Origin of the sequence: Caulobacter segnis (genome assembly GCF_031454995.1) — a bacterium.
In the GTDB taxonomy this organism is placed as follows: Bacteria; Pseudomonadota; Alphaproteobacteria; order Caulobacterales; family Caulobacteraceae; genus Caulobacter; species Caulobacter segnis_E.
Window position 1 is genome coordinate 131,566 of record NZ_JAVDRV010000008.1, and the last position, 18,266, is coordinate 149,831.

At 67.6% G+C, this 18,266-nt stretch carries 23 protein-coding genes and 2 pseudogenes; 16 read left to right on the forward strand and 9 right to left on the reverse strand.

Annotation, left to right across the window (positions count from 1 at the left end; all coding sequences use genetic code 11):
* Positions 1 to 37: 37 nt before the first annotated feature.
* From J2728_RS20695 to J2728_RS20715, 5 genes are all read left to right on the forward strand, one after another.
* The gene (locus tag J2728_RS20695) at positions 38 to 436 is read left to right on the forward strand and encodes a DUF1801 domain-containing protein (RefSeq protein WP_310002065.1); all 399 of its coding nucleotides are present in this window, start codon (positions 38 to 40) and stop codon (positions 434 to 436) included.
* Positions 437 to 486: 50 nt separating this feature from the next.
* Positions 487 to 1,254, forward strand: a complete 768-nt coding sequence (gene yaaA, locus J2728_RS20700; RefSeq protein ID WP_310002066.1) for a peroxide stress protein YaaA — start codon at positions 487 to 489, stop codon at positions 1,252 to 1,254.
* 97 nt (positions 1,255 to 1,351) lie between these two features.
* Positions 1,352 to 2,149 carry a 3-hydroxybutyrate dehydrogenase gene (locus tag J2728_RS20705; protein WP_310002067.1) on the forward strand — a complete coding sequence of 266 codons (798 nt, stop codon included), beginning with the start codon at positions 1,352 to 1,354 and terminating at the stop codon, positions 2,147 to 2,149.
* Positions 2,150 to 2,158: 9 nt separating this feature from the next.
* Complete coding sequence (locus tag J2728_RS20710; RefSeq protein WP_310002068.1) at positions 2,159 to 3,220, forward strand: patatin-like phospholipase family protein; 1,062 nt, start codon at positions 2,159 to 2,161, stop codon at positions 3,218 to 3,220.
* On the forward strand, positions 3,217 to 3,657 hold the full coding sequence (locus J2728_RS20715; protein ID WP_310002069.1) for an NUDIX hydrolase: 441 nt from the start codon (positions 3,217 to 3,219) through the stop codon (positions 3,655 to 3,657). The genes J2728_RS20710 and J2728_RS20715 overlap by 4 nt, the downstream gene beginning before the upstream one ends.
* 17 nt (positions 3,658 to 3,674) lie before the next feature.
* On the opposite strand, the gene J2728_RS20720 is transcribed toward J2728_RS20715, so the two are convergent.
* Positions 3,675 to 4,367 carry a hypothetical protein gene (locus J2728_RS20720; RefSeq protein ID WP_310002070.1) on the reverse strand — a complete coding sequence of 231 codons (693 nt, stop codon included), beginning with the start codon at positions 4,365 to 4,367 and terminating at the stop codon, positions 3,675 to 3,677.
* A 167-nt stretch (positions 4,368 to 4,534) separates the two neighbouring features.
* Here J2728_RS20720 and J2728_RS20725 point away from each other — a divergent pair.
* The 3 genes and pseudogenes from J2728_RS20725 (at position 4,535) to J2728_RS20735 (ending at position 6,419) form a co-directional block, all read left to right on the forward strand.
* Positions 4,535 to 5,298 (forward strand): annotated as a pseudogene (locus J2728_RS20725) (site-2 protease family protein).
* Between the two features lie 62 nt (positions 5,299 to 5,360).
* Positions 5,361 to 6,143 carry an SDR family NAD(P)-dependent oxidoreductase gene (locus J2728_RS20730; RefSeq protein ID WP_310002071.1) on the forward strand — a complete coding sequence of 261 codons (783 nt, stop codon included), beginning with the start codon at positions 5,361 to 5,363 and terminating at the stop codon, positions 6,141 to 6,143.
* A 53-nt stretch (positions 6,144 to 6,196) separates the two neighbouring features.
* A pseudogene (locus tag J2728_RS20735) lies at positions 6,197 to 6,419 on the forward strand (hypothetical protein).
* Positions 6,420 to 6,525: 106 nt separating this feature from the next.
* Here J2728_RS20735 and J2728_RS20740 read toward each other — a convergent pair.
* Positions 6,526 to 7,014: a winged helix-turn-helix transcriptional regulator gene (locus tag J2728_RS20740; RefSeq protein ID WP_310002072.1), complete on the reverse strand. Its 489-nt coding sequence runs from the start codon at positions 7,012 to 7,014 to the stop codon at positions 6,526 to 6,528.
* An 86-nt stretch (positions 7,015 to 7,100) separates the two neighbouring features.
* Between J2728_RS20740 and J2728_RS20745 the strand changes: the two genes are divergently transcribed.
* Complete coding sequence (locus J2728_RS20745; RefSeq protein WP_310002073.1) at positions 7,101 to 7,754, forward strand: glutathione S-transferase family protein; 654 nt, start codon at positions 7,101 to 7,103, stop codon at positions 7,752 to 7,754.
* Between the two features lie 68 nt (positions 7,755 to 7,822).
* Positions 7,823 to 8,788, forward strand: a complete 966-nt coding sequence (locus J2728_RS20750) for an NAD(P)H-dependent flavin oxidoreductase (protein ID WP_310002074.1) — start codon at positions 7,823 to 7,825, stop codon at positions 8,786 to 8,788.
* Between the two features lie 29 nt (positions 8,789 to 8,817).
* Here the strand turns inward: J2728_RS20750 and J2728_RS20755 are convergent, their stop codons facing one another.
* Both J2728_RS20755 and J2728_RS20760 read right to left on the reverse strand, forming a co-directional pair.
* The gene (locus J2728_RS20755; RefSeq protein ID WP_310002075.1) at positions 8,818 to 9,579 is read right to left on the reverse strand and encodes a Crp/Fnr family transcriptional regulator; all 762 of its coding nucleotides are present in this window, start codon (positions 9,577 to 9,579) and stop codon (positions 8,818 to 8,820) included.
* Positions 9,580 to 9,647: 68 nt separating this feature from the next.
* Complete coding sequence (locus tag J2728_RS20760; protein ID WP_310002076.1) at positions 9,648 to 9,857, reverse strand: hypothetical protein; 210 nt, start codon at positions 9,855 to 9,857, stop codon at positions 9,648 to 9,650.
* 178 nt (positions 9,858 to 10,035) lie between these two features.
* On the opposite strand from J2728_RS20760, the gene J2728_RS20765 reads away from it, so the two are divergent.
* From J2728_RS20765 to J2728_RS20785, 5 genes are all read left to right on the forward strand, one after another.
* The gene (locus J2728_RS20765) at positions 10,036 to 10,467 is read left to right on the forward strand and encodes a TIGR02301 family protein (protein WP_310002077.1); all 432 of its coding nucleotides are present in this window, start codon (positions 10,036 to 10,038) and stop codon (positions 10,465 to 10,467) included.
* Between the two features lie 31 nt (positions 10,468 to 10,498).
* Positions 10,499 to 11,491 carry an SPFH domain-containing protein gene (locus J2728_RS20770; RefSeq protein ID WP_310002078.1) on the forward strand — a complete coding sequence of 331 codons (993 nt, stop codon included), beginning with the start codon at positions 10,499 to 10,501 and terminating at the stop codon, positions 11,489 to 11,491.
* 3 nt (positions 11,492 to 11,494) lie between these two features.
* Positions 11,495 to 11,956 carry an NfeD family protein gene (locus J2728_RS20775; protein WP_310002079.1) on the forward strand — a complete coding sequence of 154 codons (462 nt, stop codon included), beginning with the start codon at positions 11,495 to 11,497 and terminating at the stop codon, positions 11,954 to 11,956.
* A 153-nt stretch (positions 11,957 to 12,109) separates the two neighbouring features.
* Positions 12,110 to 13,036 (forward strand): ABC transporter ATP-binding protein, encoded by a 927-nt coding sequence (locus J2728_RS20780; RefSeq protein WP_310002080.1) that lies wholly within the window; start codon positions 12,110 to 12,112, stop codon positions 13,034 to 13,036.
* Positions 13,033 to 13,794: an ABC transporter permease gene (locus J2728_RS20785; protein ID WP_310002081.1), complete on the forward strand. Its 762-nt coding sequence runs from the start codon at positions 13,033 to 13,035 to the stop codon at positions 13,792 to 13,794. Before J2728_RS20780 ends, J2728_RS20785 begins: the two co-directional genes overlap by 4 nt.
* Here J2728_RS20785 and J2728_RS20790 read toward each other — a convergent pair.
* Positions 13,791 to 14,270, reverse strand: coding sequence for a recombinase family protein (locus tag J2728_RS20790; RefSeq protein WP_310002082.1), 480 nt, complete (start codon positions 14,268 to 14,270; stop codon positions 13,791 to 13,793). The genes J2728_RS20785 and J2728_RS20790 overlap by 4 nt on opposite strands.
* An 87-nt stretch (positions 14,271 to 14,357) precedes the next feature.
* Positions 14,358 to 15,212, reverse strand: coding sequence for an SDR family oxidoreductase (locus J2728_RS20795; protein WP_310002083.1), 855 nt, complete (start codon positions 15,210 to 15,212; stop codon positions 14,358 to 14,360).
* A 78-nt stretch (positions 15,213 to 15,290) separates the two neighbouring features.
* On the opposite strand from J2728_RS20795, the gene J2728_RS20800 reads away from it, so the two are divergent.
* Positions 15,291 to 15,737, forward strand: a complete 447-nt coding sequence (locus J2728_RS20800; RefSeq protein WP_310002084.1) for a winged helix-turn-helix transcriptional regulator — start codon at positions 15,291 to 15,293, stop codon at positions 15,735 to 15,737.
* Between the two features lie 21 nt (positions 15,738 to 15,758).
* Here the strand turns inward: J2728_RS20800 and rnhA are convergent, their stop codons facing one another.
* Genes rnhA through ispH form a run of 3 tightly spaced genes read right to left on the reverse strand, consistent with a single transcriptional unit; the run spans position 15,759 to position 18,160 of the window.
* On the reverse strand, positions 15,759 to 16,208 hold the full coding sequence (gene rnhA / locus J2728_RS20805) for a ribonuclease HI (protein WP_013077521.1): 450 nt from the start codon (positions 16,206 to 16,208) through the stop codon (positions 15,759 to 15,761).
* A complete protein-coding gene (gene thrB / locus J2728_RS20810) occupies positions 16,208 to 17,158 on the reverse strand; it encodes a homoserine kinase (protein ID WP_310002086.1) in 951 nt (316 codons plus the stop codon). The genes rnhA and thrB overlap by 1 nt, the downstream gene beginning before the upstream one ends.
* Before the next feature lie 42 nt (positions 17,159 to 17,200).
* Positions 17,201 to 18,160, reverse strand: a complete 960-nt coding sequence (gene ispH, locus J2728_RS20815; RefSeq protein ID WP_310002087.1) for a 4-hydroxy-3-methylbut-2-enyl diphosphate reductase — start codon at positions 18,158 to 18,160, stop codon at positions 17,201 to 17,203.
* Positions 18,161 to 18,266 lie beyond the last annotated feature (106 nt).

Here is an 18,266-nt window from a genome sequence, read left to right on the forward strand (position 1 = left end):
GACTGGACACGGGCCCAGGGCGGGTCAAACTCTTGGCATGAGCCGTCTCTTCAGGTTCTCGAGCGCGAGGCCACGCCATCCCGAGGTCGAGGCCTGGCTGGCCGGACACGATCCGATGCGCGTCGTCGCGCGACCCTGGTTCGAGCGGATCAGGACGCTGGGGCCCGATGTCCGTGAGCTGCTGCACGACGGCCATCCGACCGCCTGCGTCGAGGACGCCGCCTTTGCCTATGTCGACGCCTTCAGCGCTCACGCCAGCATCGGCTTCCATGAAGGCGCGGCCCTGCCGGATCCGGTCGGTCTGCTCGAAGGGGGCGGAAAACGCATGCGGCACGTGAAGCTGCGCTGGGGATCGCCCACGAACGAGGCGGCGCTGCGGGATCTGATCGGCGCGGCCTATGTCGACATGCGCGGTCGCCTCGCCGCGGGGGAATAGTCGCGCCTCTCGGCTAGCGAAGGCCGCCCGAAGGCTCTATCTCCCGGGCCATGTTGATGGTCATTTCCCCCGCCAAGTCGCTGGACTTCACCGCGCCCGCCCAGGCGCTGCCCATGACGACGCCCGAGCTCAAGGTCCAGATTGGCGAGCTGGCCAAGGTGGCGCGCAAGCTGACCGCCGCCGACCTGAAGCGGCTGATGCACATCTCCGACGCCCTGGCCAAGCTGAACCGCGAGCGGTTTCAGGCCTTCGACTCCGAACTGGAGGACGGGTTGCAGGCGATCATCGCCTTCAACGGGGACGTCTATGGGGGCCTGGCCGCGCGGGAGCTGGATCGTCCGGCACTTGAATGGGCCCAGGACCACCTGCGGATTCTGTCGGGACTCTATGGCGTGCTGCGCCCCTTCGACGCCCTGCAACCCTATCGCCTGGAGATGGGCACGCGCCTGAAGACCAAGCGCGGCCATAACCTCTACGACTACTGGGGCGAGACGATCTCGAAGACGCTGAACTCGGCCGCCGCGGGCCACGCCGATCCGACCTTGGTGAACCTGGCCAGCCAGGAATATTTCGGCGCCGTCGACGCCAAGGCCCTGAAGCTTCCCGTGGTCACCTGCCACTTCAAGGAGGAGAAGGCCGGCGAACTGCGGGTGCTGGGCTTTTTCGCCAAGAAGGCGCGTGGGCGGATGGCGCGGTACGTGATCGACAACCGGATCGACCGCGCCGAAGGCCTGAAAGGCTTCGACCTGGACGGCTATCATTTCCAACCGTCGCTCTCGACCGAGGCCGACTGGGTTTTCGCTCGCCCGCAGCCATAAATTCATCTATCGATGAATTTATAAGCGCTCGCCCTTCGCGGTAGCGAGCGATATGCTGCGCCGCAACATCGTTGGTGCGTTATCCAGGAGCGCGTGAATGGCCGTCGATTTCGGTTTGCAGGGGCAGGTCGCCATCGTCACCGGCTCGACCAGCGGCATCGGACACGCCCTGGCCGACGCGCTCGCGGCCCAAGGCTGCAACATCGTCATGAACGGCCTGGGCGAAATGAACGCCATCGAGCGCGCCCGCTCTGAACTGGCCGAGAAGCACGGCGTCGAAGTGCTCTACCACGGCGCGGACATGACCAAGCCGATCGAGATCGCCGACATGGTCAAGGCCGCCAAGGCCGAGTTCGGCGAGCTGGACATTCTGGTCAACAACGCCGGCGTCCAGCACGTGGCCCCGATCGAGGACTTCCCGGACGACAAGTGGGACCTGATCATCGCGATCAACCTGTCCTCGGCCTTCCACGCCACCAAGGCGGCGGTGCCGATCATGAAGGAGCAGGGGCGCGGGCGGATCGTCAACATCGCCTCGGCCCACGGCCTGGTCGCCTCGCCGTTCAAGTCGGCCTATGTCGCGGCCAAGCACGGCATCCTGGGTCTGACCAAGACGGTCGCCCTCGAGGTCGCGACCCACGGCATCACCTGCAACGCCATCTGCCCGGGCTTCGTGAAGACCCCCCTGGTCGAGGCCCAGATCACCGACCAGGCCAAGGCCCGCGGCATCTCCGAAGAGGCCGTGATGAGGGACGTGATCCTGGCCGCCCAGCCGACCAAGCAGTTCGTCACCTTCGAACAGCTGGGCGGCATGCTGCTCTATCTGGTGTCGGACGCCGGCGCCTCGGCCAACGGCGCGGCTTTCCAGGTCGACGGCGGCTGGGTGGCGCAATAGGGTCGGCGGGTGCCCATCCCGCCCTTCACCCGCAAGAAGCCCACCGGTCGCGCGCTGAGCCTGGCGCTGCAGGGGGGCGGCGCGCACGGGGCGTTCGAGTGGGGCGTGCTGGATCGCCTGCTCGAGGAAGAGGATCTCGAGATCCGGGCCGTCACCGCCGCTTCGGCCGGCGCGATGAACGCGGTCTGCCTGGCCCAGGGCATGCTCGACGGCGGTAAGGCCGGGGCCAAGGCGCGGCTGGAGTCCTTCTGGCGGCAGGTCAACCGCTCGGGCGGCCGCAACGTCTTCGGCGACACCTCGATCTGGACCAGCGCCTTTTCCGGCGGCGTGGACTGGTGGAAGAACACGCCGGGGTGGCGGATGGCCGAGACCCTGGCCCTGTCGTTCAGCCCCTACGAGTTCAACCCCTTCAACCTCAATCCCCTGCACGACCTGCTGGAGGCCGAGGTCCAGTTCGATCAGCTGCGCGAGCGCTCGCCGATCAAGCTCTACATCTCGGCCACGGCGATCCGCACCAGCAAGTCCAAGATCTTCCGCGAGACCGAGCTGACCTCGCGCCACATCATGGCCAGCGCCTGTCTGCCTCAGCTGTTCCAGGCGGTGGAGATCGACGGCGAGCCCTACTGGGACGGCGGTTTCCTGGCCAATCCGCCGCTTTGGCCGCTGTTCTACGAAGACACCCCCGACGACATCCTGATCGTCACGCTCAATCCGTTCGTCCGGGACGAGACGCCCAAGTCGCCGGGCGAGATCATGGACCGGCTGAACGAGATCACCTTCAACGCCTCGCTGGCCTCCGAACTGCGGGCGATCGGTTTCGTGCAGAAGCTGCTGGACGAGGGGCTGCTCAAGGACACCGCCCGGGGGCGCTACCGCCGGATGCTGGTCCACGCCATCACCGCCGACAAGCCGCTGGCGGATTTGTCGCTGTCCACAAAGTTCAACACCGAGTGGAGCTTCCTGTCCGACCTCAAGGACCGCGGGCGGGCCGCCGCGGATGTCTGGCTGGCGGACTGCGGGACCTGCATCGGCGTGAAGTCCAGCATCGACCTGAAGGTCGGCTTCCCGTGAGTCTTCATCCCGTGCCCACGGTCGGGGTTGTCTGTCTGCGCGGCGACGAGGTGCTGTTGATCAAGCGGGGCACGCCGCCGCGTCTGAACCAGTGGAGTCTGCCGGGCGGGCGGCTGGAGTGGGGCGAGACCACGGCCGTCGCGGCCCTGCGCGAGCTCAAGGAAGAGACCGCCGTCGACGCCGAGCTTCTGGGACTGATCGACGTCATCGACGGGGTGTTTCCGGCGCGCCCCTCTCTCGATGGAAAAGGGGGCGGGGAGATCACCCGCCACTACGTCCTGATCGACTACGCCGCGCGCTGGACCGACGGCGAACCGGTGGCCGGCGACGACGCTGCCGACGCGCGGTTCGTCACCCGCGACGAGGCGATGGCCCTGGTGGAGTGGGACGAGACCCGACGGGTGATCGCCGAGGCTTACGCGCGGTTCGGGGGCTAGCGCCTTTCCGTCGCGTCCTAGGACGTGACCCGCGCGCCGCTGAAGTGGGCCAGGGTGCCAGGACCGATCCAGAGCGCCACGGCGCCCTTGGCGTCGGCGCCGTGCTTGAGGTCGCCGACGATCAGGGTCGGCTGCTCGGCGCCGTCGACATGGAGTTGGGCCTTGGAGCCCTTGACCACGATCCGCACGTGCGTCCATCGGCCAGGCACGAGATCGACATAGGTCTCGTACTTGGCCGGAGCTTCGGCGCGCAGCCGCTCCCAGGTATGGTCGGGGTGCGAGATGTATTGGACGGCATGGTTGCGGCGTAGCTGGTCGTCGGCCCGGCCGTTGGTCGGGCGTAGATAGATGGCCTCCAACCTGTCCTCGTCTCGCACCCGGAAGGCCACGCCCACGAAGCCCCGCGCCGTGGCGTTGGCCGTCGCGCTCGGCGCTCCGCTAATCCACGCTTCGATGACGCCATCGCCGAAGGCGGGCGTGTCCAGAACCACCAGTCGGTCGAGCCCCGGGGCGTTCTCCAGCGCCAGGGCGCGCAAGGCGGGACGGCCCTCGTACTCCGTCCGCGCCGTCTCGACGCCAATGGCCCGGATCGCTCCGGCTTCCAGTCCGGTCCCAACGGCGCTCCGCGGCGCGGCCAGGGCGCTGGCCGAGACCATCGTCAACGCGGCGCCGCCCATCACGGATCGACGGGTTTGGGCATTGCTGGACATTGGAGACCCTTCGTGGCGAGAGGACATCAGCTTCATAGCGGTATGGCCGGATCAAGGCCGAGCTTCGTCGATCGCGGATGAACCACGGCGAGTGTTCCGCAAGGCTGAATGGCTCGTGGTTCGTCGCGGCGCTTGCGCTGGCGCTTCAATCCCCCGACATCTCTTCCATGACCCCAATCGACGCGCCCGCGCCCCGCTTCTCCATCAGCCCCAACGCCCTGATCCTACTGGCCGCCTGCGTCGGCCTCGGCTGGGCCGTCGCCGCCGCGATTCCGCCCGTGGGCGTCATCACCTTCGCCTTCGTCGCGGTCGCCTGGGTGTTCAGCGTCGGCATCCATGAGTTCGGACACGCGCTGACGGCCTACAAGGCTGGCGACACGAGACGATCATCGAGAAGGGCTACCTGACCCTCGATCCGCTGAAGTATTCCGATCTCGCCACAACCGTCGTCATCCCGCTGATCGCGCTGGCGCTGGGCGGCATCGGTTTTCCGGGTGGGGCGGTCTATCTGCGCGAGGACCTGATGCGCTCGCGAGGCTGGCGGTCGCTGGCGTCGCTGGCCGGGCCGCTGGGGACGCTGGTCGTCCTGGTCGTGCTCGCTCTGGCCCTGCCGATCGTGACGTCGCCGCCGCTGCGCCACGCGCTGGCCCTGCTGGCCTTCCTGCAGGCCACGGCCTTCGTCCTGAATCTGCTGCCGGTCCCGGGGCTCGACGGCTACGGCGTGATCCGGCCGTTCCTGCCCGACGGCGTCCGCGCGAAGATGATCAAGGTCGAGCGGGTCGGGTTCCTGGTGCTGTTCGCCCTGATCTTCTTCGTCCCCGGCGTCAGCGACCTGATCTTCAAGGCCGCCCTGACCATCACCGACCTGTTGGGCGTGCCGAGGACGGCGATCGGCGATGGCTGGCGCGCCTTCCACTTCTGGGGGTCTTGACCTTCGGCGCCTGATCGCCTCCCCTTCAAACAAGCGTTCAACATAACAAGGGGAGGATCGCCATGGCCTACGCGCCGTTCAATCTGTCGGGCAAGGTCGCCCTCGTCACCGGCGGCAACCGGGGCATCGGCCTGGGCATGGCCAAGGCGATGGCGCAGGCCGGCGCGGACATCGTCATCTGGGGCTCAAACCCCGAACGCAACCTCGCCGCCGAACAGCAGCTGACGTCGCTGGGCGTGCGCGTGAAGGCCCAGACCGTCGACGTTTCCGACGAGGCGCAGGTCGCCGAGGGCATGGAAGAGGCCGTGGCCGCCATGGGCCGGGTCGACGCCGTCTTCGCCAACGCCGGCATCGGCTACGGCTCGCCCTCGTTCATCGAGATGAAGACCGAGGTCTATCGCAAGGTGCTGTCGGTCAATCTGGACGGCGTCTTCTTCACCCTGCGCGAGGCCTGCCGCCACATGGTCGAGCGGGCGAAGGCCGGGGATCCGGGCGGCTCGCTGGTCGGGATCGCCTCGCTGGCCGCCATCGAGGGCGCGGCGCGCAACGAAGCCTACGCCGCCACAAAGGGCGCGGTGATCTCGATGATCAAGTCGGTGGCCGTCGAGCACGCCCGCTACGGCGTCCGCGCCAACGCGATCCTGCCGGGCTGGATCGCCACCGATATGACGGCCGGCGCCCAGGGCAATTCCGCCTTCGCCGAGAAGGTCATCCCCCGCGTGCCCGCCCGCCGCTGGGGCGAACCCGAGGACTTCGGCGGCATGGCCGTCTATCTGGCCTCGGACGCGTCGAGCTATCACTCGGGCACGACGATCGTCATCGACGGTGGATACTCGATCTTCTAGAGCTGTGTATCTTGGACTCGCGGGTCCAATAAAACCCTATTGAAAACAGGTCCTTGCGGAGCCGGCGCGACGGTGAGAAGCTTTCCTCGCGGCAGCCTGGACATCAGATCCGGGCGCCGGCGAGGAAACGAGAGAACGATGACGCCCCAAGACGTTGTCAGCCTGGCGCCGCCGCGCGGCTTCCTGATGATGCTGGCCCTGGCCTTCACGGGCATGATGGCCTGTTTCTGGACGCATCACGCGGACGTCGAGGCTGAGCTGGTCCGGCGCGACTAGAGCCCTTTAGTTTTAGATGGAATCATCTAAAGCGTTCAAAAGGGCTCTAAATGTTTGAGTCTAGAGCCTATCCCGTTTAGATGGTTCCATCTAAACGGGATAGGCTCTAGGCCTCGGCCAAGGCCTTCTCGAAAGCCGCCCGCAGTTCGGCGCTGACCGAGCGCGCGGGCGGTGGCGCGCCTAGATGGATGGCGCGCAGCTCGTCCATGAACGCCTCCCACATCGCGGGACCCCCGGCCTCCAGGAGCTCGGCGCGGATCGCCAGCTCGGGCGTGGTCGGCGTATGGCGTCGGCCCCAGGCGCCCATCTGGGCCAGCAGGGGCACCAGCTGGATCGAAGGCTCGGTGAGGCTGTAGACGCCCTTCTGCTTGTGGCTGGGGTCGTCGACGCGCGACAGCAGGTCGTTGGCCAGCAGCCGCTTCAGCCGATCGGCCAGCACATTCGAGGCGATGCCTTCCTCCGACTGGTTCAGCAGCTCGCGATAGTGTCGCCGTCCCCCGAACATCACGTCGCGCAGGACGATCAGGCTCCAGCGATCGCCCAAGAGTTCCAGCGTCAGATTGATCGGGCAGCCGGATCTATGAGGGTGGGACATCGTCGCTCCAACAAACCACTTGCGATGTAGGAGCAGTGTGGCTAGTCATCAACTGCTTGCAAATTGCAATCAGATTGAGGCGGCCCGTGTCCCTGACCCTCTACGCGCATCCCTTCTCGTCCTACTGCCAGAAGGTGCAGATCGCGTTTTATGAGAACGCCGTGCCCTTCACCTACCGACTGCTCGGTCCGGAGGACCCCGCCGCGATGGAGGAGCGCCAGGCCCTGTGGCCGCTCGGGCGCTTCCCGGTGGTCGTCGACGACGGCGTCACCGTGGTCGAGTCCAGCATCATCATCGAGCACCTGCAGCTGTTTCACCCTGGGCCGGTGAAGCTGCTGCCGGAGGATCCCAAGGCGGCGCTGAACGTGCGCTTCCTGGACCGCTTCTTCGACAACTACGTGATGACGCCCATGCAGGTCCCGGTGTTCGAGTCTCTCCGGCCCGACGGCGGGCGCCCGGAAGCGATGGCCGAGGCGGTCGTCGCCCTCGACACCGCCTACCAGTGGCTGGAAGACCATCTGACCGGCCCCTGGGCGGTGGGCGACGATTTCACCCTGGCCGACTGCGCCGCGGCGGCGTCGCTGTTCTACGCCGACTGGGTGCGTCCGATCGGCGAGGCCTTTCCGAAGGTGCGCGCCTACCGCGCCCGTCTGTTGGCGCGGCCTTCGGTGAGCCGCTGCGTGGAGGAGGGGCGGCCGTACAGGGCGTTCTTCCCGCTCGGCGCGCCCGACCGCGACTGACCTCGCGGCACGCTTGCCGAGGGGCGGCCGCCCTCCGATCCTATCCCAAAATACGGGAGGAACGGGTCATGGGCCTGCGCACGCTGCTCTGCGATCTCTTACGCATCGAGCATCCGATCCTGCTGGCCGGCATGGGCGGGGTGTCCTACGCGCCGTTGGCGGCGGCCGTGTCCAACGCCGGCGGCTATGGCGTGCTGGGCATGGCCGGGACCTCGCCGGACTTCATCCGCGCGCAGATGCGCGAGGTCAAAAGCCTCACCGACAAGCCGTTTGGGGTCGACCTGCTGGCCGCCACGCCCGACGCCCTGACCGCCAGCGTCGAGGTGATTGTCGAGGAGGGGGCCAGTTCGTTCATCGCGGGGCTGGGCGTTCCCTCGCCGATCATCGAAAGACTGAAGGCCGCCGGCCTGAAGGTGATGGTCGTCTGCGGGGCCGTGAAGCATGCCGTGAAGGCGGAAGCCGCCGGTTGTGACGCCGTGATCTGCCAGGGCGGGGAGGGCGGTGGCCACACCGGCCTGGTCGGCACGCTGCCGCTGGTGGCTCAGGCCGTCGAGGCGGTGAAGATCCCGGTCGTGGCCGCCGGCGGGCTGCACGACGGGCGGGGCCTGGCGGCGGCGTTGGCCCTGGGCGCCCAAGGCGTCTGGATGGGCACGCGGTTCATCGCCTCGGCTGAGGCGCATGCTGGCGACCTCTACCGTCAGGCCGTGATCGCGGCGACCGACGAGGACACCGTCCGCACCCGCTGCTACTCGGGCAAGCCGATGCGGGTGAAGAAGAACTCCTATGTCGAGGACTGGGAGGCGCGGCCGGCCGACATCCAGCCGTTCCCCCAGCAGGCCATGGTCTCGATCCGCGAGGGCGCGATGGGCGGCATCGGCGGCCAAATCGACGGGCTCGACCCGGACAAGTCCTGCTTCGCCATGGGCCAGAGCGCGGGCGGGATTCGCGACGCCCCGCCGGCGGGCGAGATCGTCGCGCGACTGATGGCCGAGGCCGAGGCGGCCTTGGCGCGGGCCAACGCCTATCGGACCTGAAAATCCTCCCCCGCTGGGGGGGAGGATTTCTAGTCGATATCGACCTTCGGCAGCACCTTCTTGAAGTGCCCCTCGATGGCGTCGTGGCACTCGCACGCGCGCTTCTCGAGGGCGGGGCGGTCGAGGATCTCGATGCGGCCGCGGCCGATGTGGACCACGCCCGCGTCCTGCAGCGTTCTGGCCACCGCGCTGATCGTCGTGCGCTGCACGCCCAGCATTTGCGCCAGGGTCTCCTGGGTCAGGCGGATCGGCGCGTCGCCCGCGCGGTCATGGGCGGCCAGAAGCCAGCGACAGACCCGCTGCTCGATCGGATGCACGGCGTTACAGGCGACGGTCTGCATCATTTGAGCGATCAGGACGTCGGCATAGCGCGAGAACAGGTCGGCCACCGCGGGAACGCGCGCCTTGATTTCCTCCAGGCGCTGGACCGGAACGGTGAAGGCGCGCCCCGCCGTACGGACCACCGTCCGGCCATAGGCGGGCTTGAAGCCGGCGCTGACCACGCCGCCGATCGCGCCCTCGCGGCCGACGTTCGCCGCCTCGATCTCTTGGCCGTCGGCGGTGACGACCAGCAGCGAGCAAAGGGTCGTGTCGCACGGCAGGTAGGTGTGTTCGACGTCTTCACCGGCGTCGAGCAGCACGGCGTCCTGCGGGAGGTCGACCAGCATCAGATAGGGCGAAAGCTCCGCCAGGGCCTCCGCCCTCAGGGCGGCCAGCAGGCGATTGGAAGAGAACGGCGGAGCGTCGTCGCTCGCGCCGCCCCCGTGAGAAAGACGGGCGGCAGCTGACATGGAAACCTCCGTGACGATGCTTAAGCGCACAGCTAACGGCTTAGTTTCCGAAGAGGTCTGATAACGCTCTAGCTAAGCGCCGTCGGACGCCGCGTCATCCAGTCGTCTTCCTGCTCGTGCATGACGACCGGCAAGCCCAATCCGGCGGGATGCTCGGCCAGGCGAAGCGCGGCGGCGCGGGCCGCGTCGCGCGTCTCGTAAGCGCCAAAGCGCAGGTTGTCGCCGATGATCGACCAGCGATCGCCGACGCGAACAACGCCGTAATGCACCTCAGTCATGGCTAGACCTCCTTGCAATATCCACAGGGAACGCCTGATTAACGGCGACCGCAAGTCCTTTATCGCTAAAGCTTTTTTGACACCGGTGGACTCTTTATCCCCAAAGCGACGAAGATTTGTCCGTGGTCGGGCGCGGAGCGGGTGACAAGGCGGCCTTTGATTGGCGATAACCGTCCGTATGTTCCGCACGCTCCTCCTCGGGGTTATCACGACCGCGCTGTTCGCCGCCGGCGCCGCCCGCGCGCAGGACCGTCCGGCCGACCAGCGCCAGCGCCTGCTGGAGCTGGCCTACGCGCTCGGCGAGAGCCACGCGCTACGGCAGGGCTGCGAGGGCGAGGGTGACCAGTACTGGCGGGCGCGGATGATGCGCCTCGTCCAAGTCGAGCGCCCGGGCCCGACGCTGGAGACCCAGCTGCGTGAGCGGTTCAACGCCGGCTTCGTGGTCCAACGCGCAGCTTACCCCGGTTGCGACGAGGCCAGCCACGAGGCCGAGGCGCGGGCCGCTCGCCGCGGTCAGGCGCTGGCGCTGAAGCTCTCGCGATCGACGATCCAGGTCCGTCGGGAGGCCCCGGCGCCGGATTCCGTGGCGGACGACGAAGCGGCGCGCTAACCTCAACCTCAAGGTTGTGGAGGAGGGCGTCTTGGGCGCTTCGATTGTCGTTCTGATCCTGCTGGTCCTGGCGTTCGTCCTGGTCGTCAGCGTGATCAAGATCGTGCCCCAGGGGCGCGAATTCACCGTGGAGCGGTTCGGCCGCTATACCCGGACCCTGAAGCCCGGCATCAGCATCCTAACCCCGTTCGTCGAGACGATCGGGCGCAAGGTCAACATGATGGAGCAGGTGCTCGACGTCCCGCAGCAGGAGGTCATCACCAAGGACAACGTGTCGGTGAAGGTCGACGCGATCGTCTTCATCCAGGTGATGGACGCCGCCGCGGCCGCGTACCGCGTCGACAACCTGATCTACGCCATCACCCAGCTGGCCCAGACCAACCTGCGCACCGTCGTCGGCTCGATGGAGCTGGACGAGGTTCTGTCGCAGCGCGACGCGATCAACACCCGGCTGCTGTCGACCATCGACCACGCCACCGGCCCCTGGGGCGTCAAGGTCGCGCGGATCGAGATCAAGGATCTGACCCCGCCGCCGGACATCACCAACGCCATGGCTCGCCAGATGAAGGCCGAGCGCGAGAAGCGCGCGGTCATCACCGAGGCCGAGGGCGAAAAGCAGTCCCAGATCGCCCGCGCCGAGGGCCAGAAGCAGTCGGCCATCCTGCAGGCCGAGGGCCGCCGCGAGGCCGCCTTCCGCGACGCCGAGGCCCGCGAGCGCGAAGCCGAGGCCGAGGCCAAGGCGACGGCCTTCGTGTCGGAAGCGATCTCGAAGGGCGACGTCAACGCGATCAACTACTTCATCGCCCAGAAGTATGTCGAAGCCTTCGGCGAGCTGGCGCGCAGCCCGCAGCAGAAGACGGTGATCGTGCCCGCGGACTTCGCGGGCCTGACCGGGACCGTCGCGGGGGTGAGCGAGCTGATCAAGAGTCTGGGCGCCGACACGCCACGTCCCGGGCCGGCGCCGCGCTCACCCTCCTCCACCACCACCACCAGCACGCCGACCGGCGGCAAGCGGGGAGCCTGAGCCATGGGCGCCCTGCAAGGCCTCTATGCGTCGCATCCGTTCTGGCCGTGGCTGGCCCTGGCGGCGCTGTTCCTGGCGATCGAGGTGGCGACCGGCACGGGCTGGCTGCTTTGGCCCGCCGCCAGCGCCTTCGTCGTCGGCCTGCTGGCCGAGGCGCTGCATCCGGGTCTGGCGTTTGAGCTTGGCCTGTTCGCGGTGCTGACCATCGCCTCGACCTATCTGGCGCGGCGCTTCATGCCTCCGGTGCTCGAGCCGACCGGCCCCGACTTGAACGACCCCCTGCGGCGCCTGGTCGGCCAGCACGGTCAGGTGGTGGCGGGGTTCGAGCAGGGGCGGGGGCGCGTGTTCGTCGACGGCAAGGATTGGGCGGCGGAGGCCATTGGGTCCGAGCCTCTTCTCGACCAGACGGTGATCGTCACCGGTGTCGACGGCGCCGTGCTGCAGGTCCGGCCCGTCGTCCACTAGAGCGCGTTAGGTTAAACCGCTCCAAGGCGTGTCGCTTTGCCGGCGGCTGCTGACAAAAAGCGTCGCCGCCCCCTGTTATCCGCGCGCGGCGGCGCCATCTTTGCCGCGAGCGACCGTTCGGTCGCATCCGCTTCGCGCTCATAGGGAGACGGCGTGACTTCCATCATTTCGGTACAGGGTCTGAACAAGACCTATGCGTCCGGGCACCAGGCGCTGAAGACGATTGATCTCGACATTCGTAGAGGCGAGATCTTCGCGCTGCTGGGGCCCAATGGCGCGGGCAAGACCACGCTGATCAGCATCATCTGCGGCATCGTCAATCCCAGCCAGGGGACGGTGACCGCCGACGGCCACGACGTGGCGCGCGACTATCGCGCCGCGCGGACCAAGATCGGCCTCGTGCCCCAGGAGCTGCACACCGACGCCTTCGAAACCGTCTGGGCCACGGTCAGCTTCTCACGCGGGCTGTTCGGCAAGCCGCGCAACGACGCCCTGATCGAGAAGATCCTTCGCGACCTTTCCTTGTGGGACAAGAAGGACAGCAAGATCATGGCGCTGTCGGGCGGCATGAAGCGCCGGGTGATGATCGCCAAGGCGCTGAGCCACGAGCCGACCATCCTGTTCCTGGACGAGCCCACCGCCGGCGTCGACGTCGAGCTGCGCCGCGACATGTGGGAGATGGTCCGCAAGCTGCGCGAAAGCGGCGTCACCATCATCCTGACCACCCACTACATCGAGGAGGCCGAGGAGATGGCCGACCGGATCGGGGTGATCAACAAGGGCGAGATCATCCTCGTCGAGGACAAGACCGTCCTGATGCGTAAGCTGGGCAAGAAGCAGCTGACCGTTCACCTGAAGGAGCCGCTGGCGACCTTGCCCGCGGGTCTGTCGGATCCGTCCCTGGCTCTGGCGAACGACGGCGCCGACCTCGTCTACGTCTTCGACGGTCAGGCCGAGGACACCGGCGTCGCCGACCTGCTCAAGCGTCTCGGCCAGCACGGCATCGAGTTCAAGGATCTGAAGACCGACCAGAGCTCGCTGGAAGACATCTTCGTTAGCCTGGTGAGGGCCCCGCAATGAACCTCCACGCGATCAAGGCCATCTACCGCTTCGAGATGGCGCGGTGGTTCCGCACCCTGGCCCAGAGCGTCATCTCGCCGGTGCTGTCGACCAGCCTCTATTTCGTGGTGTTCGGCTCGGCGATCGGTTCGCGCATGCAGGCCATCGACGGGATTAGCTACGGCGCCTTCATCGTACCGGGCCTGATCATGCTGTCGCTGCTCAGCGAGAGCATCTCCAACGCCTCGTTCGGCATCTACATGCCCAAGTGGGCGGGGACGATCTACGAGCTGCTGTCGGCCCCCGTGGCCTGGTACGAGGCCGTGGCCGGCTATGTCGGGGCGGCGGCGACCAAGTCGATCTGCCTGGGCCTGCTGATCCTGGCGACGGCGCGAATCTTCGTGCCGTTCGAGATCGCTCACCCGTTCGTGATGCTGCTGTTCCTGGTGCTGACCTCGGTGACCTTCAGCCTGTTCGGCTTCATCATCGGCGTCTGGGCCGACGACTTCCAGAAGCTGCAGATCGTGCCGCTGCTGATCGTCACGCCGCTGACCTTCCTGGGCGGCAGCTTCTATTCGATCAAGATGCTGCCGGAGATCTGGCAGAAGATCACCCTGTTCAACCCGGTGGTCTATCTGATCAGCGGCTTCCGCTGGGCCTTCTATGGCCAGTCGGACGTCGGGGTCGGGATCAGTCTGGGCATGACGGCGGTGTTCCTGGCGGTGTGCCTGACTGCGGTCTGGTGGATCTTCAAGACCGGGTACCGACTGAAGGTCTAGTCTTCGGCCTCGTCTTCGGTGTCCTCGGCCTCGGTCGGGGGCGGCGCCTTCAGCCCCTTCAAGCCCCCCGCCTTGGCGCCCTTGGCGACCAGGGCGGTTTCGGCGCGGCGGACCATGGCGCGCTCGCCGTTGAAGCCGGTCAGCGCCTGGCAGGCCTCGAAGAAACCTGGATCGGCGCGGGTGTCGATCTCGGGTTGCTGGACCAGCAGGTGCAGGTCGCGGGCGCGCAGCTTCAGCACGGCGTCCATCACCGCGACGAGATCGCCGCCCAGGGCGTGCAGGCTGGGCGCGGCCAGGACGCCGCCGGGCTCGAGGGCTTCCATGGCGCGCTCCAGCCCCGGACGCACCACGCCCGAGGCCAGGCAGCGATCGCTGAACACCTGCTCGCAGCCCAGCAGCAGCAGGCGCTCTTCCTGGGCGGGGCTGAAGAACACCCCCGGCGCGGGCGGCACGCGATAGTAGCCGACGAATTTCATGGTCAGCCCATCGCAAACCCGCCGCCCTCTGGCGAGGGGAAAACCGCGACCGCCCACAGACTTCGCGAGCGGTCCCGACGGCGAGGGCTAGAGCGACTTCAGGACGCCGGCCACAAAGGCCGGCAGCGGCGTGGTCGGACGCCCGATCAGGCTCGAAAGCTGGCGGCCTTCTTCCAGCAATCCGCCCTTCGAGACGCCGATATCGGACTGCGCCAGCATCGCGGCCACCGGCGCGGGAAGCCCGATGCTTTCCAGGACCTTGGCGTAGTCGGCTTCCGGAAGATCGTTGTAGGGCAGCGAGCGGCCGGTCTGGCGGGAGACCTCGGCGGCGAGATCGGCCATCGAGAAACTCTCGTCGCCGCCCAGCTCGTAGGTCTTGCCCGCGTGATCCTCGCTGGTCAGCACGACGGCGGCGGCTTCGGCGTATTCGGCCCGAAGCGCCGCGGAGATCCGGCCCTCACCGGCGCTGCCGGCAAAAGCCCCGGCGTGAAGCGCGCCCGCGATCGCGCCGGCGTAGTTCTCAAGGTACCAGCCGTTGCGCAGCAGGGTGTAGGCGAGCCCGGACTCGTGGATCAGCGCTTCGGTCGCCCGATGCTCCACGCCAAGGCCGATCGGCGTGTCGTCGGCGCGCAGGATGCTGGTGTAGGCGATCCGCTTCACGCCCGCGGCCTTGGCCGCTTCGATGACGTTGCGGTGCTGGCCCACGCGCTGGCCGATCGCGTCGCTGGAGATCAGTAACAGAACATCGACGCCGTCGAGGGCGGTGGCAAGGGTCTCGGGCTTGTCGTAGTCGGCGGCGCGGACCTGGACGCCGAGATCGGCCGCCTTCGCCGGGTCGCGGACCAGGGCCACGAGGGTCTCGGCCGGCGCGCGGACCTTCAGTTGCTCGATGACCAGGCGGCCCAGTTGGCCGGTGGCGCCAGTGACGGCGATGATCGTCATGTTCCTGCTCCTTTTCAGCGGACCGGGCTCATCTAGGATCCTTGCTTACTATTCGTAAGTACGTACATGAATGTAAGCATGGAAAAGCTCGATCCTTTCGAACTGGCCCCGCGCCAGCCGCTCTCCGAGATCGTCGCCAGTGGCGGCATGCAGGGGAATGTGATGGTCGCCGCATGTCCCTCGCGCGAGGTGCTCAACCATGTCACCAGCCGCTGGGGTGTCCTGGTGCTGTTGGCGCTGGAGACTCGCACCTTGCGGTTCAGCGCGCTGAAGCGGCAGATCGGCGGCGTCAGCGAGCGGATGCTCGCCCAGACGCTCAAGTTGCTCGAGGGCGACGGCTTCGTCCGCCGCCAGGCCTTCGAGGTCGTGCCGCCTCACGTCGAGTATAGCCTGACGCCGCTGGGCCTGGAGGTCGCCGAGCGGGTGCGCGGCCTGGCCGATTGGATCCAGGTGAACCTTGGCCGCATCCTTCCGAACTGGGATCCGGAGGTGCTGGCGACCTACGCGCCGGAGACGGTCGCCTAGGTCCGGGCGCGCCGGGCGTCGCTACCCGAAACGCGGATTGGCCTGGCGCAGGCCTTCGTTGGCCAGGGCGTCCGCGCGCTCGTTCAGCGGATGGCCGGCGTGGCCCTTGACCCAGCGCCAGTCGACGTCGTGGCGCGCGCGCGCGGCGTCGAGCCGCTTCCAGAGGTCGTCGTTCTTGACCGGGCTCTTGTCGGCCGTTTTCCAGCCGCGCGCCTTCCAGCCGCGGATCCACTCCTGGATGCCCTTCATCACGTACTGGCTGTCGGTGTGGAGCTCGACCTTGCAGGGGCGGTTCAACAGTTCCAGCGCCTGGATGGCGGCCATCAGCTCCATGCGGTTGTTGGTCGTCCCCGGCTCGCCTCCGCAGATTTCCTTCTTCTTGTCGCCGTAGAACAGGATGGCGCCCCAGCCGCCGGGGCCCGGATTCCCCTTGCAGGCGCCGTCGGTGTAGATCGTGACCTTGGGCGTCATCAGAAGAGCACGAGGCCTTCGCGGTGGACGGCCAGCTTGCGCTCGTACTCCAGCGGGTCCTTGGGCCTCACAAGCGCGCCGGCGGGCGTCGCGCCCCAGTCGGCGAGGCGCGTCAGGAAGAAGCGCATGGCCGCGCCGCGCGCCAGGATCGGCAGGGCTTCCTTCTCGGCCGGGCTCAGCGGGCGGCGGCGCTCATAGCCGTTCAGCAGCGCCTTGGCCGCGGTGATGTTGAAGCTGCCGTCCGCCTCGAAGCACCAGGCGTTCAGGGTCACCGCCAGGTCGTAGGCGTAGGCGTCGTCGCAGGCGAAATAGAAGTCGATCGTCGCGGCGAACTTGCCGTCGGTGCGGAAGAAGACGTTGTCGGGGAAATAGTCGGCGTGGACCGTGCCCGAGGGCAGGTTGCGCGGCCACATCAGGGACAGTTGCGCCAGGTCCTGGTCGATGGTGGCCGAGAGGCCCGGTTTCAGGTCTTCGGCGGCCTTGCGGTGCTTGGCGAACAGCGGCGCCCAGGCGGCCTGGCCGAGGTCGTTGGCGCGGCGGCCGGGATAGCCCTCGCCGGCCAGGTGCAGCCAGGCCAGACCTTCGCCCGCCTCGCGGCAGTGGGCGACGGTCGGCTTGCGCGCCGACAGGCCCGACATGAACTCGACGATGGCGGCCGGCTTGCCGCGCAGGGGCGACAGCGTGCGGCCGTTGCGGTCCGGCACCGGCCGGGCGCTGGGATAGCCCTTGTCGGCCAGCCAGGTCAGCAGGTTCAGGAAGTAAGGCAGGTCCTCGGCCTTCACCCGACGCTCGTAGACGGTCAGGATGTAGCGACCCTTCTCCGTCTCCAGCAGGAAGTTGGAGTTCTCCACGCCCTCGGCGATGCCCTTGAACGCCAGCGGCGCGCCAAGGTCGTAGCCCTCGAGGAAGGCGGAGAGTTCGTCGTCGGTGATGTCGGTATAGACGGCCATGACGCGGGGATGCGCGACGCGGCGCGTCCGGTCAAGCGGCCCTTACGCCGTCAACAGCCTCGGCAGCTTGAAGGTGATCGTCTCGCGCGCCTCGACCAGTTCCTCGACCGTGGTGTCGAACCGCGCGGCGATGGCGTCGATGACGCCTTGCACGAGATCCTCGGGCGCCGAGGCACCGGCGGTCAGGCCGATGCGCGAGACGCCATCGAACCAGGCCCAGTCGATGCCGGAGGCGTCGTCGATCAGATGAGCCTCGCGAGCGCCGGCCTTGAGGCCGACCTCCTTCAGGCGCACCGAGTTCGACGAGTTCTTCGAGCCGACCACCAGCACCAGCTCGGCCTGCTCCGCTAGGCGCCGCACCGCGTCTTGGCGGTTGGTCGTGGCGTAACAGATGTCTTCCTTGTGCGGGGCGGCGATGCCAGGGAAGCGCTCGCGCAGCAGGGCCACCATCTCGGCGGTGTCGTCGACCGACAGGGTGGTCTGGGTGAGGAAGGCGACGTTGCTGGCGTCCTTGGGCTCCCAGGCCGCCGCGTCGTTGATGTCCTCGATCAGGGTGACGGCGCCGTCGGGCAGCTGGCCCATGGTGCCGATCACCTCGGGATGGCCGGCATGGCCGATCAGCACGATCTCGCGGCCGGCGTCATAGTGCTTCTGGGCCTCGACATGGACCTTGGAGACCAGCGGGCAGGTAGCGTCGAGATAGATCATCTCGCGCGACTTGGCTTCGGCCGGCACCGACTTGGGCACGCCATGGGCCGAGAACACGACCGGGCGGTCGTCGGGCGCCTCGGACAGTTCCTCGATGAACACCGCGCCCATCGCCTTCAGGCGATCGACCACGTGGCGGTTATGGACGATCTCGTGGCGGACATAGACCGGAGCGCCGAACTTCTCGACGGCGCGCTCGACGATCTGGATGGCGCGATCGACGCCGGCGCAGAAGCCGCGCGGGCTGGCCAGCAGCAGCGAGATCGGGCGACGGACGGGGGCGTGGGCGTTCATGGCGCGGAAACTAGTGGTTCCAGCCGCTGGGCGCCAGGAGTCTGCGTCGTTGCGACGTCACGCATATGCCTTTATCAGGCTGCATGACGCCGAAGGGGCCGCGTGG